General features: G+C 72.0%; 8 protein-coding genes and 1 tRNA gene. 3 read left to right on the top strand and 6 right to left on the bottom strand.

Going from position 1 to position 14,864, the window contains the following annotated elements:
• The first annotated feature begins 8 nt into the window (after window positions 1–8).
• Complete coding sequence (locus tag ACFY32_RS17080; protein WP_359196947.1) at window positions 9–1,223, top strand: sugar phosphate isomerase/epimerase family protein; 1,215 nt, start codon at window positions 9–11, stop codon at window positions 1,221–1,223.
• Between the two features lie 69 nt (window positions 1,224–1,292).
• Here ACFY32_RS17080 and ACFY32_RS17075 read toward each other — a convergent pair whose 3' ends face one another.
• The 4 genes from ACFY32_RS17075 to ACFY32_RS17060 form a co-directional block, all read right to left on the bottom strand.
• Window positions 1,293–2,681 carry an OFA family MFS transporter gene (locus ACFY32_RS17075; protein ID WP_359204827.1) on the bottom strand — a complete coding sequence of 463 codons (1,389 nt, stop codon included), beginning with the start codon at window positions 2,679–2,681 and terminating at the stop codon, window positions 1,293–1,295.
• A gap of 118 nt (window positions 2,682–2,799) precedes the next feature.
• A complete protein-coding gene (locus ACFY32_RS17070; protein ID WP_390674584.1) occupies window positions 2,800–4,953 on the bottom strand; it encodes an acetate--CoA ligase family protein in 2,154 nt (717 codons plus the stop codon).
• A gap of 1 nt (window position 4,954) precedes the next feature.
• Complete coding sequence (gene frc / locus ACFY32_RS17065) at window positions 4,955–6,187, bottom strand: formyl-CoA transferase (RefSeq protein WP_359204833.1); 1,233 nt, start codon at window positions 6,185–6,187, stop codon at window positions 4,955–4,957.
• Window positions 6,188–6,199: 12 nt separating this feature from the next.
• Entirely contained in the window at window positions 6,200–7,882 is a 1,683-nt protein-coding gene (locus ACFY32_RS17060; protein ID WP_390674583.1) for a thiamine pyrophosphate-binding protein, read from the bottom strand.
• Window positions 7,883–8,267: 385 nt separating this feature from the next.
• Here ACFY32_RS17060 and ACFY32_RS17055 point away from each other — a divergent pair.
• Window positions 8,268–8,352: transfer RNA gene (locus ACFY32_RS17055), tRNA-Leu, on the top strand.
• A 59-nt stretch (window positions 8,353–8,411) separates the two neighbouring features.
• Here the strand turns inward: ACFY32_RS17055 and ACFY32_RS17050 are convergent.
• Together ACFY32_RS17050 and ACFY32_RS17045 are read right to left on the bottom strand one after the other, a co-directional pair.
• A complete protein-coding gene (locus ACFY32_RS17050) occupies window positions 8,412–8,843 on the bottom strand; it encodes a hypothetical protein (RefSeq protein ID WP_390674582.1) in 432 nt (143 codons plus the stop codon).
• A 298-nt stretch (window positions 8,844–9,141) separates the two neighbouring features.
• Window positions 9,142–12,189 carry a BTAD domain-containing putative transcriptional regulator gene (locus tag ACFY32_RS17045; protein WP_390674581.1) on the bottom strand — a complete coding sequence of 1,016 codons (3,048 nt, stop codon included), beginning with the start codon at window positions 12,187–12,189 and terminating at the stop codon, window positions 9,142–9,144.
• A gap of 185 nt (window positions 12,190–12,374) precedes the next feature.
• Between ACFY32_RS17045 and ACFY32_RS17040 the strand changes: the two genes are divergently transcribed.
• Window positions 12,375–14,840, top strand: a complete 2,466-nt coding sequence (locus ACFY32_RS17040) for a tetratricopeptide repeat protein (RefSeq protein ID WP_390674652.1) — start codon at window positions 12,375–12,377, stop codon at window positions 14,838–14,840.
• Window positions 14,841–14,864 lie beyond the last annotated feature (24 nt).

The following is a 14,864-nucleotide window of genomic DNA, read 5'->3' as shown; positions in this document are numbered from 1 at the left end:
AGGCACCCGTGACCCTGTTCTCCCGCACCACCGGCACCGACGCCCCCGCGGCCGACGGCCCCGACGAGGCCCTGCGCCGCAGCCTCGGCGTCGGCCGCCGCCGGTTCCTGACCACCTGCACGGCCGTGGCCGGCGCCGCCGTCGCGGCCCCCGTCTTCGGCGCCTCGCCCGCCCTGGCCCACGACCAGGACCGCGGCAGAGGCCACGGACATGGCCACGACCACGGGCACGGTCACGGCGGTGACGTCCTGGTCCCCGCGCACAAGCGCGGCATCATCCTCTACACCGTCCGGGACGCCACCGCCCGCGACCCGCTCGCCAGCGACCTGCCCTCCGGCTTCCGCGAGGTCTTCAAGCAGCTCGCCCGGCACGGCTACCGGCAGGTCGAGTTCGCGGGCTACAACCAGCACGCCAACGCGCCCGGCGGGGCCGTTCTGGAGTCCGTCGCCGGCGCCAGGCTGCTGCGGTCCTGGCTGGACGAGTACGGCCTGCGTGCTCAGGGCAACCACGGCTTCATCCCGCCGTCCTGGCCGCTGACCAGCGCCGATCTGGACACCTTCAAGAAACACCTGGAGATCGCCAACATCCTCGGCATGGCCCACATGGGCACCGGCGGCGACCCCACGAACAGTTCCTACCGCGCCGACTGGGACGTGGCCGCCGACAAGTGGAACGCCCTCGGCGAGATCGCCCGCCGCGAGGGCATCAAGCTCTACACCCACAACCACGACGCGGCCTACGGCTTCCTCCTCGACGGCGGCCCGCTGGACGCCCAGGGACGGCCCACCCGCAGCTCCGGCATCCGCAAGCTGGAGTACTTCCTGAAGGTCACCGACCCCCGGGCCGTATGGCTGGAGATGGACATCTTCTGGGCGCACGTGGCCCAGTACAAGTTCCACACCTACACGGCCCACGACGGCTCCGCCCGCCGGAACGTTTTCGACCCGGCCGGCCTGGTGGCCCGCCACAACAAGCGCTACCCGCTGTTCCACGCCAAGGACGGCGTCGTCAGCACCACCAACGGCATGGGCTACGAGATGGTTCCCTTCGGGACCGGCGTCATCGACTACACGACGTTCTTCTCCCGGGTCGGGCAGCGCAACTACCACAACCCGATGATCGAGGACGACAACTCCCCGAGCGCCACCGATCCCGCGCAGTCGCTGCGCGAGGCGAAGATCAGCTACGACAACCTGGCGGCCCTGCGCAAGCGCCGCCGCTGACCGACGCGGCCGGCCCGACCGCCCCGTCGCCCCGGTTCGCGACCGGCAGCGGTGGCGTCCGCCGCCAGGTCACGTCATCTCCTCGCCGAGCGGGTGGGGGTTGGGGACGACGCGCCTCGCTCCGGGCCTGCCCGGTGCCTTCAGGAACAGCGCCAGCACCGCCGAGGCCAGTCCGATCGAGCCCGCCAGGACGAACGCGCCCTCGTAGTCCCAGGCGCCGACGACGACCGCGCCCAGGCCGGAACCGACGAGCCCGGAGATCAGCTTCGAGCTGTAGACCATGCCGTAGTTGGTCGCGTTGTTGTTCTCACCGAAGTAGTCCGCCGTCATCGCCGCGAACAGCGGGAAGATCGCGCCGCCGCCGAAGCCGGAGACCATGGAGCAGAACAGGAAGAACGGCATGCTGCCCATCCGGCCGGAGACCAGCACACCGAACTGGGCGCCGCCGAGCACGACGCACACGATGACCAGGGTGCTGCGGCGGCCGCAGCGGTCGGAGATCCAGCCGATGACGCCGCGTCCGGTGCCGTTGACGATCGCCTTCAGGGACATCGCCGTCGCCACGATCCCGCCGGCGAAGCCCATGTCCTTGCCGAACGGCACCTGGAAGGCGATGCCGAAGATGTTGATGCCGGCCGTGCACAGCAGGCAGAACCACATCATCCACAGCACGGGCGTGCGGGCGGCCTCCCTGGGGGCGTACTGCTTGACCGCGGGCGGGTTCTTGGCCAGCGCCCGGCGGATCTTCGGGTCGTCGGTCCACCGCAGCGGGTCGACGTGCGGGGGCCACCAGTTCTTCGGCGGGTCCCGGAAGAACCAGCCCGCCGAGCCGACCACCAGGCAGAGCCCCACGCCCGCGCAGACCAGCACCGTCTCGTAGTTGCCCAGGTCCATGTACGAGGTGAACAGGAAAACGAACGGCACGGAGCCGTAGGCGAAGCCGCCGTTGACGAAACCCGTCTTGCCGCCCTTGCGCTCCGGATACCACTTGCCGACCATGTTCACGCACGTCGCGTAGACGAGACCGGCGCCGATGCCGCTGCACATGCCGAAACCGAGGTAGGCGACGACCACATGCGGCGCGTACGCCAGGGAGACGTAGCCCGACAGGGTGCCCACCGCGCCGATCAGCATCGCCGACCGCGCGGGGAGCCGGCCGCTCTCACGCAGCCGGCCGGCCGGGAAGGCCACGGCCGCCTGGAAGAACACCCAGACGCCCATCAGCCAGAAGATGTGCCCGCTGCTCCACAGGTGCGCCTCGTGGAGGGTGTCCTCCGCGGAGGTGAACGCGTACTCGGCGGAGCTGATGCCCATCATGCCGATCCAGGGCAGGATCACCATCCACTTGCGGGGGCGGCCCATGATGTCGGTGTCGGACTCGCCGATCCGGTACACGCGGCCGTTGCGGTCCGTCACCTCCCGGTAGGGGACGGACGTCGAGATGTCGGTGGTCGTCATGTCGTGCAGCACCCCTTGCGTTCGAAAGCTCTGGCCAGCGCCCCCTGTCCAATGCCTTTCGTGCGCGCCCGGGTCCTGGGGCCGGCCGACGCGCACCGTCGGCCGGCCCCGCGCTCGCTCACCTCATGTACCGCCCCCCGAGGAGCCCCGCCGCCCGTGCCCAGCGGTACTTGGCACCGAGCACGGCGACCGGTTTCTCGGTCGTGTAGGGGTACGCCACGACCCCCCGGTCGAAGAGGTACCGGCCGGCCTCCTCGACCTCCACGTCACCCGCGAGGGAGGCCACGACCGGCTTTTCCACGCCGCGTTCGCGGAACTCGGCCACCACACGCGCGGTGAGTTCGGCGAACACCATGGGAGGCGTGACGACGGTGTGCCAGTAGCCGAGCACCAGCGCGTGGACGCGCGGGTCCGCCAGCCCCAGCCGGATGGCCGCCTCGTACGTCGACGGCGGCTCGCCCCCGGTGATGTCCACCGGGTTGCCCGCCGCCCCGAAGGGCGGGATGAACCGCCTGAAGGCCGCGTCCAGATCGGGCGGGATCTCCATCAGGGACAGCCCGTTGTCCGTCACCGCGTCGGACAGCAGCACCCCGCTGCCGCCGGCCCCGGTGATGATGACGACGTTGTCGCCCGCGGGGGTGGGAAGCACCGGCAACGCACGCGCGTACTCCAGCATGTCGTTCAGCCCGGGAGCCCGGACCACACCGGCCTGCCGCAGGATGTCGTCGTACACGGCGTCGTCCCCGGCCAGCGCCCCGGTGTGCGACCCGGCGGCCCTGGCGCCCGCGGCCGTGCGGCCCGCCTTGAGGACCACGACCGGTTTCTTCGCGACCGTCGCCCGCGCGGCGGCCACGAAGGCCCGGCCGTCCTTGAGGTCCTCCAGGTGCATCGCGATGCACTCGGTGTGCGGGTCCTCGCCGAACCAGATCAGCAGGTCGTCCTCGTCCAGGTCGCACTTGTTGCCCAGCCCGACGATCGCCGACACACCCGTCCCCATGGTGCGGGCGAAGCCCAGGACGGCCATCCCGATGCCGCCCGACTGGGAGGTCAGCGCCACGCCGCCCTTGACGTCGTACGGGGTGCAGAAGGTGGCGCACAGGTTCTGCCAGGTCGAGTAGTAGCCGTAGATGTTCGGTCCCAGCAGGCGGACGCCGTACCGCTCGGCGACGGCCACGATCTCGTCCTGGAGGGCGTGTTCGCCGGTCTCCGCGAACCCGGAGGGGATCAGCACGGCGTTCGGTATCCCCTTGCGCCCCACTTCCTCCAGGGCCGGGGCCACCAGCCGCGCGGGGATCGCGAAGACCGCCACGTCCACCTCGCCGGGCACATCGGTGACGCTCTTGTACGCCTTGCGGCCCAGGATGTCGTCGGCCCGGGGGTTCACCGGGTGGATCTCCCCGGCGAAACCGCCGTCGACGAGGTTGCGCATCACCGAGTTGCCGATCTTGCCGGGCTCGTTGGAGGCGCCGATCACGGCCACCGACGACGGCCGCATCAGGCGGCGCATCGAGGTGAGGATCTCCTCGCGCGAGTAGTGGCGCCGCTCCCTGGGCGTCCCGGTGGCCAGGATCACCCGGATGTCGGCCGCCACCGCGCCGTCCGCGGTGGCGATCACCGGGTTGAGGTCCACCTCGGCGATCTCGGGGAAGTCCGTGACCAGTTCGGAGACCCGCCGGATCTGCTCGGCCACCGCCCGCCGGTCCACCGCCGCCCGGCCGCGCACCCCGCGCAGCACCTCGGCGGCCCGGACGGAGTCCAGCATCGACAGTGCCTCGTCGGCGTCCACGGGCGCCAGCCGGAACGTGACGTCCTTGAGGACCTCCACCAGCACCCCGCCGAGCCCGAACGCCACCACCTTCCCGAACGTCGGGTCGGTCACCGCGCCGACGATCACCTCCTGCCCCGCGGGCAGCAGCTCCTGGATCTGCACGCCCTCGATCCGGGCCCCGGGAGCGTACGCGAGCGCGTTCCGCACGATCCGGTGGAACGCGGCCCGCACCTCCGCGGCCCCCTCGACGCCGACCACCACACCCCCGGCGTCGGTCTTGTGGAGGATGTCCGGCGAGACGATCTTCATCACGACGGGCCCGCCGAACCGCGCGGCGCACGCCACCGCCCGGTCGACGTCGCCCGCCACCTCCTCGCCGGGTACGGCGATCCCGTAGGCGTCGGCGATCAGCCTGCCCTCGGGGGCGGTCAGCGCGGTCCGTCCTCCGGCGCGCACGGAGTCCAGGAGTGCGCGCACCCGCGCCGTCCGGTCTTCGGCCCTCACGTCAGATCACCCCGTTCGACCTGAGCAGGCGCAGCTCCTCGTCGCCGAGCCCCAGCTCACCGACGTAGACCTCTTCGTTGTGCTCGCCCAGCAGGGGCGAGGAGGTGACCTCGACGGGGGAGTCGGAGAGCTTCAGGGGGCTGCCGACGGTCACGAACTCGCCGCGCTCGGGGTGCGGGACGCGGACGATCATCTCGTTGGCGGCCAGCGACGCGTCCTCGATGATCTCGCGGGTGGACAGGATCGGCCCGCACGGGATGTCGTGCGCGTTCAGCCGCTCCAGCACCTCCCACTTGGGCAGCGTGGCCGACCACTCCTCGATCAACTGGAACATCTTGCCCAGCTTCGGCAGCCGGGCCTCCGGCGTGGCCCACTCGGGGTCGGCGGCCAGCTCGGGCCGGCCGATCAGCTCGCTGAGAAGCCGCCAGCCGACCGGCTGCACGATCACGTACACGTAGTCGTTGGGACCGCCCGGCGCGCACTTGACCGCCCAGCCGGGCTGCCCGCCGCCGGAGGCGTTCCCGGAGCGGGGAACCTCGTCGCCGAAGTCCTCGTTGGGATATTCGGCGAGTGGACCACGGCTCAGGCGCTGCTGGTCGCGCAGCTTCACCCGGCAGAGGTTGAGCACCGCGTGCTGCATGGCCACGTTCACCCGCTGTCCGCGCCCGGTGCGCTCCCGCTGGTACAGGGCGGCGAGGATGCCCGCCACGGCGTGGACGCCCGTGCCCGAGTCCCCGATCTGGGCCCCCGTCGCCAGCGGCGGCCCGTCCTCGAAACCGGTGGTCGACATCGACCCGCCCATGGCCTGCGCGACGACCTCGTACGCCTTGAAGCCGGTGTACGGGCCCTCGCCGAAACCCTTGATGGAGGCGTAGACGATCCGTGGATTGATCTCCTTGACGCGGTCCCAGGTGAAGCCCATCCGGTCCACCGCGCCCGGTCCGAAGTTCTCGACCATGACGTCGGAGCGCCGGATCAGCTCGGTGAGGAGCTGCCCGCCGCGCTCGGTCTTGGTGTTGAGGGTGATGCTCCGCTTGTTGCAGTTGAGCATCGTGAAGTAGAGGGAGTCGGCGTCCGGGAGGTCGCGCAACTGCCTGCGCGTGATGTCACCGGTCGGCGCCTCCAGTTTGACCACGTCCGCGCCGAGCCAGGCGAGCAACTGGGTCGCGGAGGGCCCGGACTGCACGTGCGTCATGTCCAGCACGCGGATGCCCTCAAGAGCCTTGGCCGTCATGGGCGTGCCACCTCACTTGTACATCGTCTGGTTCATGGTTCCGGGGGCGTACGCGTCCGGGTCGACCCAGACGTTGATCAGCGACGGCTTGCCGGACTCGCGGGCCCGGCGCAGCGCGGGGCCGATGTCGGCGGGGTCGCGGACCTCCTCGCCGTATCCGCCGAGCATCCGCGCGAACCGGTCGTACGGCACGTCGCCGAGGGTGTTGCCGACCCGCTCGCGGTCCTTGCCGTACTTGGCGGCCTGGCCGTAGCGGATCTGGTTCATGGAGGAGTTGTTGCCGACGACGCCGACGAAGGGGAGGTCGTAGCGGACCAGGGTCTCGAAGTCCCAGCCGGTGAGCGAGAAGGCGCCGTCGCCGAAGAGGGCGACCACCTCCTTGTCGGGCCGTGCCTGCTTGGCGGCCAGCACGAAGGGGACGCCGACGCCGAGCGTGCCGAGCGGTCCCGGGTCCATCCAGTGGCCCGGCGACCTGGGCTGCACGACCTGGCCGGAGAAGGTGACGATGTCGCCGCCGTCGCCGATGTAGACCGAGTCCTCGGTGAGGAAGTCGTTGATCTCGCTGACCAGCCGGTACGGGTGGATGGGGGAGGCGTCCGACCTGAGCTGCGGCAGTCGCTCGCCGAGCGCGGCCTGTTCCGCCGCGCGCAGTTCGTCGAGCCACTCCTTGCGCTTCGGCGCGCCGCCGTCGATCCGGCCGGAGGCCGCCTCGGTCACCGACCGCAGCACCAGGCCCGCGTCGCCGACGATGCCGAGGCCGATGTCGCGGTTCTTGCCGACGGTGCGGTAGTCGAGGTCGATCTGGACGACGGTCGCGTCCGGGGAGAGCCGCTTGCCGTAGCCCATGCGGAAGTCGAAGGGCGTGCCGACCACGACGATGACGTCGGCGTGCGAGAAGGCGTACCGGCGGGAGAGCTGGAAGTGGTGCGGGTCGCCCGGCGGGAGGGTGCCGCGTCCGGCGCCGTTCATGTACGCGGGGATGTCGAGGGCGCGCACCAGTTCGACGGCGGCCTCGGTGCCGCGGGTGGTCCACACCTGGCTGCCGAGCAGGATGGCCGGTTTCTCGGCGTGCGTCAGCAGGTCGGCGAGTTTCTCGACCGCCTCGGGGTCGCCGGCCGAGCGGGTCGAGGCCCGGTAGGCGTCGGCCGTCGGCACCCGCGCGGAGGACACCGGCACCTTGGCGTCCAGGACGTCGCGGGGGATCTCCAGGAAGGAGGGGCCGGGGGCGCCGTGGTAGCACTCGCGGAACGCCATCGAGACCATGTCGGCGGCGCGGGCCGTGCCCGGCACGGTCGCGGCGAACTTGGTGATCGGCGCCATCATGTCGACGTGCGGGAGGTCCTGGAGCGAGCCCATCCTGTGCTGGCTCAGGGCGCCCTGGCCGCCGATCAGCAGCATCGGTGACTCCGCGCGGAAGGCGTTGGCGACCCCGGTGACGGCGTCGGTGGTGCCGGGTCCGGCGGTGACGACCGCGCAGCCGGGTTTGCCGGTGACCCGCGCGTAGCCGTCGGCGGCGTGCGCGGCGACCTGCTCGTGGCGGACGTCGACGACCTCGATGCCTTCGTCCACGCAGCCGTCGTAGATGTCGATGATGTGACCGCCGCACAGGGTGTAGATGCGGTCGACCCCCTCGGCCTTGAGTGCCTTGGCCACGAGGTGGCCGCCGGAAATGACGTCCTGGGTGTCGTCGGGCATGGCGAAGTCCTGTCCCTTCGGAGAGGGGTGGGAGACGCTCTCGCGGTAGATTGCATACAGTCGACGAATACTGTATGAAGCTTGTTATCCCGCATCCGGTGGGTGGTGTCCAGGGGGCGTGCGGCACTTTCGGTCAGGAGCCGAGAGGGGAACTCTTCGCGGCGAACGGGCGGCGGACTCCTGGTGTGCCCGGTCACCCGAGGACCGGCCGGAGGGCGCTTCCCCGGCGACTTCCCCGACCGTCGGCTCATGCCGTGACCACCCGCTCACCCACCGTCCCGGCCACCGCCCGGAGCAGGGAAACGCAGGTGAAAGGCACTGCGAAAGCTTGGTATGGTTGTTCTCGTCGCCGCGGGGAACACCCCCGACGGCCGACAGACACCTAGTCCGGGTGGCGGAATGGCAGACGCGCTAGCTTGAGGTGCTAGTGCCCTTTATCGGGCGTGGGGGTTCAAGTCCCCCCTCGGACACGACCCCCTTGTGCGGGCCGGGCGACTGCCCGGCCCGCACAAGGCGTTTCCGGCCGCCTCTAGTCCCGGGGCGGGGGCGGCTGAGCGGTGAACGAACCGCCGGAGATGTCGCGGGCCTGGACGACCGGCCCGTAGTAAGTCCCGCCGCTGATGCGGTTCTGTACCCCACCGTCCCGCTCCGCGGTCTGCCGCGCGCCCTGCCGCCAGTCCTCCAGGGCGCGGCGGAACTCCTCGTCCAGGGCCGCCCGGACGGCCAGCGCGGTGCTCAGCGCGTGCGCCCGCGCGGGGTCGTCCGGTGCCTGGGCCAGCGCGGCCAGCTCGGGTTCGCCCGAACTGGGGCCCGAGCCCGCTCCCGCCGCCCCGGGTTCCCCGTCCGCGCGGCGGAACGGCCGCCGGACCAGTGCGACGAGCCCCTCCCAGGTCTGCCGTCCGGCCTCGCCGCCGAGCCCGCCGGCCAGGGCGGCCAGCAGGGCCACCGAGATGGGGTCCATGGGCGTACTCCTTTGTCCTGGGAGTGCGGGGAAAGGTGCGGTGACGAATGGCTTCCGTCACCGCGGGGGCTGGCTAGACGACCGAGGTTCCGGCCGTTATGTACGAAGGGATGCAAATAGCTATTGCCATGACGATGAAGCAGATGCTAGCGAGAGCACCCCTCTTGCGGTTGTGCATAGACTTCGGTACCTAACGAGTGTGTGGTGACGACCTTTGTCGTCGGGACAGGACAGGGAAAGGTTCTACACCGATCATCGGCGCATGGCCAAATCGGTGTGGACTTCGCTGTCCGGCTATTCAAGGGCGTCCCGTTCTGCTAAAACTCTCATACCCCCGTACCTCCGCCAGACTCTCGCGCGCCCGTGCCGCCTCGTGGGCCGCTCCGGCGTGGTCGGCGACCTCGATGGCCCGCTCGATGTGGGCGGCGGCGGACGACTGCCGGCCGAGGCGGTGCTCGGCGAGGCCGAGGCCGTGCAGGGCCTGGGCCTCCTCGTGGGCGGCCCCCACGCTGCGGGCGAGGTCGAGGGCCTGGCGCTGCCGGACCGCCGCCTCGGCGAACCGGCCCGCCGTGTGCAGTGCCGCCCCCATGGCCCGCAGGGTGTCGGAGGCGCTGCGGCGGTCACCGAGCCGACGGAACACGGAAAGGGAATCGGTGTAGAGGTCCAGCATCGCGCGGAGTTCCTCGGGGGAATTCATCGTGTTCGCCAGGTTCACCTGGGCGATGGCAGCCTCCGAAGGAATTCCCGTTTCATTGCTGATGTCCAGCGCTTTCTGAAGGAGGCGGCGCGCGCTTTCCCGGTCGCCTAGCTGGATGTGGAGATCGGAGAGATTGTTGAGTACATGCGCGTATTCACGCATGTCCGCCGACCTCCGGAAGTCGGCGAGGGCCGCGTCGAAATACTCCTGGGCTTCCGCGAATTTCCCCATGTAGAGGTGGGTGATGCCCAGGTTGTTCCGGGCGCGGCCGATCTGCCAGGTGTCCCCGGAGTCGAGGCGCAACCGCAGGGTCCGGAGCTGGAATGTCCGTGCCTCGGCGAGCCGGCCGAGGTTCCAGTGCAGCACCCCGAGCCGGTGCAGGGCCTCGGCGCCCGCCGCGGTGTCCCCGGTCGCCTCGGCGCCGTCGCGGGCCTGCTGCAGCACGTCGAGCGCCTCCTCGTACCGCCCGCGGTGGCTCAGGGCGTTGGCCAGATCGATGCGGGCGTGCACCGCGGTGCGCCGCTCGCCCGCCGTGTCCCAGTGGCGTACCGCCGCTGCGTGCGCCCGCCGGGCGTCGGCCGAGTAGCCCTCCTCGTCGAGGAAGCTGGCGAGTGCCCGCGCGAGCAGGGCGGCCTCGCGAGGACGTCCGGTGGCCCGGCAGTGGCGCTCGGCGGCCAGCAGCCCGGCCCGCTCGGCCAGCAGCCAGCGGCGGGCCGCCGCCGGACCGTCCCACGGGGGCAGCGGACGCGGGGCCGGGGCGGTCGGCCGGGCGGGGCGCAGCCGCCGGGGATAGATCATTCGATCGGCGGTTTCGGATGCCTGTACGTAGAAATCGATCAATTGATGGATTGCCTGGTCGCGTGCGGTATCCGGGTCCTCGGACATCGTCAGGGCCCGCGCGTATTCGCCGAGGAGATCATGGAGTGCGTAGCGCTCGGGTGAGGGTTCTCTGATCAGGTGGGCGTCGAGAAGCGCTTCCAGGATGTCCTCTGCGGCGGGAACGGGAAGGCCCGCCAGGGCGGCCACCGCGTAGGCGTCGATATCCGGTCCGAAACGCAGCCCGAGAAAACGGAATATCATCTGTTCTTTCGGATCGAGCGTGCGGTACGAGACGTCGAAGGCGCGGGCTATTTCTCCCCGGTCGCCGTCCCGGATCTCCTTGAGCCGGCCCTGTCCATGGGTGAGCCGGCGCAGCAGGTGGGCCGTCGTCCACGCGGGCCGGGAGGCCAGCCGGCCCGCGGCCAGCTCTACCGCGAGCGGCAGATAGCCGGCCAGCCGGACGATGTCGGCGACCTCGTTCGTGCGTCGGGTGCGCTCCTCGCCGGCCACGGCTCGGAACAGGGCGACGGCGTCCTGCGGCGGCAGCACGTCGAGCTGGAGGGACCGGATGCCGGGCAGCCCGGTGAGCCGGCGCCGACTGGTGACGATGATCAGGGACGGGGAGGCGCCGGGCAGCAGCGGCCGCAACTGCTCGGGGCCGGTGGTGTCGTCGAGGACCACAACGGCACGCCGGTTGGCCAGCAGGCCGCGCCACAGGTCGACCAGGCCGTCCCGGTCGGGAGGAAGGGCGGACGCCGGTACGCCGAAGGCCCGCAGCAGCGCGGTGAGGGCGGCCTCGGTGCTGAGCGGCTCCAGCCCGGGGGCGTGGGCGCGCAGGTCCAGGTGGACGGCTCCGTCCGGGAAGGCGGCCGCCAGGCGCCGGGCGGCGTGCAGGGCGATCAGGGTTTTGCCGACCCCGGCCATCCCGGAGACGGTCTGGAGGGCGATGACCGAGGGGCGGGCGTCGGAGGTGGCGTTGTGCACGATGGTGGCCAGTTCCTGTGCGCGGCCCACCAGTTCGGCGTGGCCGGGCAGCGTCCGCGGGGCGGCCACGGCCGACTCCGGGCGGGGCAGCAGGGCCTGGACAGGGGCGCCGTCCAGGATGAGGGCCTGGAGCCGGGCGAGTTGCTCGCCGGGGTCCGCGCCGAGGTCCTCGCGCAGGCGCCGGCGCACACCGTCGTAGACGCGCAGCGCGTCCGCCTGGCGGCCGCAGCCGTAGGTGGCGGTCATGAGCCGGCCGGCGATCAGCTCGTCCGTCGGGTGCTCGGCCAGCAGGGCGGACAGGTCCGGCACCAGTTCGGCGAAGTGGCCGTTGCGCAGCTCCACCGCGGTACGGACGAGCTGCGCGGAGAGTTTCCGGTCGGCCAGCAGGGCGCGGGTGTGCGCGGCCCAGAGTCCGGGCAGCCCGGCGAGCGGCTCACCGCGCCACAGGGCGCCCGCGTCCCGCAGGGTCCGCAGGGCCTGCCGGTCGTCGCCGCCGTCGCTCAGCGTGCGGGCCCGGGTCACCAGGTCCTGGAAGCGGTGGCAGTCCACCCGTTCGGCGGGGATGTCGAGGCTGTAGGTGTGGGCGAGCTGGACGAGGCGTTCGCCGACGCCGAGGGCGCGCAGTCTGCGGCGGATACGAGCGACGTAGGCGTGCAGGCTCGCGCGTGGCTGGGCGGGCGGGGTGTCGTCCCACAGTCGGTGAATGAGAGTCTCGACGGAGACCGGTCGGCCGGCGTCGAGCGCGAGGGCGGCGAGCACGAGACGTTCCTTGGCCGATCCGAGCGAGTCGGCCTGCCGGTTTCCGCGCAGTTCGACCGGTCCCAGTATCCGGATCTCCCACTCCACCAGTGCCCCCGTCCAGCGGCCGGCTTGTGTTCAATGAGGGTAAGAATCCCACGCGGTCGATAAGTGTTCAAATATGGAAAGTGTTTATTTCTGATATTGGCTAATTCTATGCCGATGTGGGCATTGAACGATCAAAACTGGTCTGAGTCCTAGGGGGAATGTGACGTATGGACCGGGTGACGAACGTGCAATTGACTGTGCAATTACACGACGCTCTGGCGGTGGCCGCCGGGCGGCCGGAAATGCGGCAGGCGCTGGGACGGCTCGTCGAGGCGCTGCTGCCGGCCACGGTCGTCGACGTGGTCCGGGCCCGGTTGCCGCAGGGAACACCGGGCCCGGACCCCGCCGCGGCGGACGGCACCCGGGAACTGGCCGAACTGCTGGTGCGGCAGGCGGCCGGCCGGCCCGCGCTGGAGACCGCACTGCGGCAATGGGCCGAGACGGCCCGATCCGGTCCGGCCACCGGCCGCCACGACCACGTGGCCAACACCATCGGCGCCGGCGCCGAACTGAGCGGCCCGGTCGTCCAGGCCCGGGACATCACCGGCGGCCTCCACATCCACCCCCCGGCCCAGCCCTCGGCCGGCCAGGCCGGTGCCGTACCGCGCCAGGTGCCCCCCGTGCCGCGGCACTTCACCAACCGGCACGCGGAACTGTCCCGGTTGGACCGGCTGGCCGGTTCCGCGTGGGACGGTGCCGTCCTCGCCGTCATCAGCGGACCGGCGGGCGTCGGGAAGACCGCGCTGGCCCGCCGCTGGCTGCTGGCCCACGCGCAGTCCTTCCCGGACGGCCAGCTCTACGCCGACCTGCGCGGCCACTCCGCCGACGGCCCGGCCCGTCCCGGGGAACTGCTGGGGCAACTGCTGCGCTCCCTCGGTCACCACGAGGTGCCCGCGCGGCTCAGCGAGTCCGCCGCCCTGTGGCGCTCGGTCACCGCCGGGGCGCGGATCGCCCTCCTTCTCGACAACGCCCTCACCGCGGCACAGGTACGTCCGCTGCTGCCCGGGTCGGCCACCGCCCTGACGGCGGTGACCAGCCGCAACCGGCTCACCGGACTCGGCCTGGAGGGAGCCGACTTCCTGCACCTGAACGTGCTGGCCCCCGCGGACGCCGTGGAACTCCTCAGCCGCAGGCTGGGCGCGGAACGGGTGCGCCGCGAACCCGAGGCCGCCCTGGCGCTGGCCCAAGCCTGCGCGGGACTGCCGCTGGCCGTGTGCGTCGCCGGGGCCCGCCTCGCCGCCCGCCCGCGCCAGCCGCTGGCCGCGATGGCGCGGGCGCTCGGTGCGGGCGCCGGGGACCGGGCCCTGGACACGCTGCGGGTCGGGCGGGAGTCCGCCGTCCGGGCCGCGCTCCAGGAGTCGTACCGCCTCCTCCCGCCCGGACCGGCCGCCGCCTACCGGCGGTTGAGTCTCCTGCCGTTCCCCGTGTTCGGAGCGCCGGTCGCCGCCGCCGTGTGCGACACCGACCCCGGGGAGGGCGAACGGCTGCTGGACGAACTGGCCGAGGTGAACCTGATCGAGGACCTCGGCCCCGACCCCCGTACCGGAACGGACCGGTACCGCTTCCACGACCTGCTCCGGGCGCACGCCCGGGAGCGCGCGGCAGCCGAGGAGAGCGCGGCGGACACCGACCGCGCCCTGCGGCGGGTGGTCGACCACCACCTGTCGGCCGCCACGGCCGCCGAGGCCCTGCTCACCCCCAGCCACCGCACCCTGCGCCGCGACTACGCGGGCAGCCCGGTACCGCCGCCGTTCACCGACGCCCCGGGCGCACTGCACTGGCTGGACACCGAACGCCTCCACCTCATGGCCGTGCTGCGCACCGCCGCCGACCGCGACTGGCACGCGGCGGCCTGGCAACTCGCCGACGCGTGCTGGCCGCTGTTCCTGCGGTGGCGGCCGTACGACCTGTGGATCGAGGCCCATGAGATCGGGCTCGCGGCGGCCCGCCGGGCCGGGGACCGGGAGGGGATCAGCCGGATGCTCACCTCCGGCGGCGCCGGGCTGCGCAACGTGGGCCGTTACGACGAGGCGCTCTCCTGGTTCCACCAAGCGCTCGACGCGGCCCGCGCGGACCTGGCGGCACCGGACGGGGAACGGGTACTGGACCTCGCCACGGCCCGCCGGCGGGAGGCGCAGGCACTGCACGGGCTGGGGCAGACCTACCGGCTCGCGGACCGACTGGACGAGGCCCGCGCCCACTTCGCGCCCGCCCTCGCCCTGCGCGAACAGATCGGCTACCGGCGGGGGGCCGCCCTGACCCGGCTCTGCCTCGGCGACACCGCGCTCGCGGCCGGGCGGCCCGAGGAAGCGGCCGGGTACCTGGCCAGGGCCCGCGCCGAACTGGTCGCCGAGCGGGACCCGTACGACGCCGCCCGCGCCCTGGCCCACCTCGGCCGGGCCCGCGCCCGGTTGGACGGGCCGGACCACGAGGAGGCCGAGCGCGTATTGCGCCAGGCCCTCGCCGAGTTCGAGGAGACCGGATCGGTGCACTGGCAGGGACGGGTGCTGGAGATGCTCGGCGAGACGGCCGAGGAACGCGGCGACACCGAGCGGGCCAGGGACTGGTACGCCCATGCCCTGGCCCGCTACGGCCCCGTCAGCACACCGGACCGGACCCGCGTGGAGCAACGGCTGCGTGACCTGGGGTGAGCCTTCGCGGTCCGTCCGCGATCG

It is taken from the genome of Streptomyces sp. NPDC000134, assembly GCF_042899225.1.
Classification (GTDB): Bacteria; Actinomycetota; Actinomycetes; order Streptomycetales; family Streptomycetaceae; genus Streptomyces.
Note: the sequence above shows the minus strand (reverse complement) of the source record. Positions and strands in the feature narration are given on the sequence as shown.

Coding starts and splice junctions, on each gene's coding strand:
- ACFY32_RS17050 (WP_390674582.1), bottom strand. CDS start 8,843: ATGGACCCCATCTCGGTGGCCCTGCTGGCCGCCCTGGCCGGCGGGCTC.
- frc (WP_359204833.1), bottom strand. CDS start 6,187: ATGACGGCCAAGGCTCTTGAGGGCATCCGCGTGCTGGACATGACGCAC.
- ACFY32_RS17060 (WP_390674583.1), bottom strand. CDS start 7,882: ATGCCCGACGACACCCAGGACGTCATTTCCGGCGGCCACCTCGTGGCC.
- ACFY32_RS17075 (WP_359204827.1), bottom strand. CDS start 2,681: ATGACGACCACCGACATCTCGACGTCCGTCCCCTACCGGGAGGTGACG.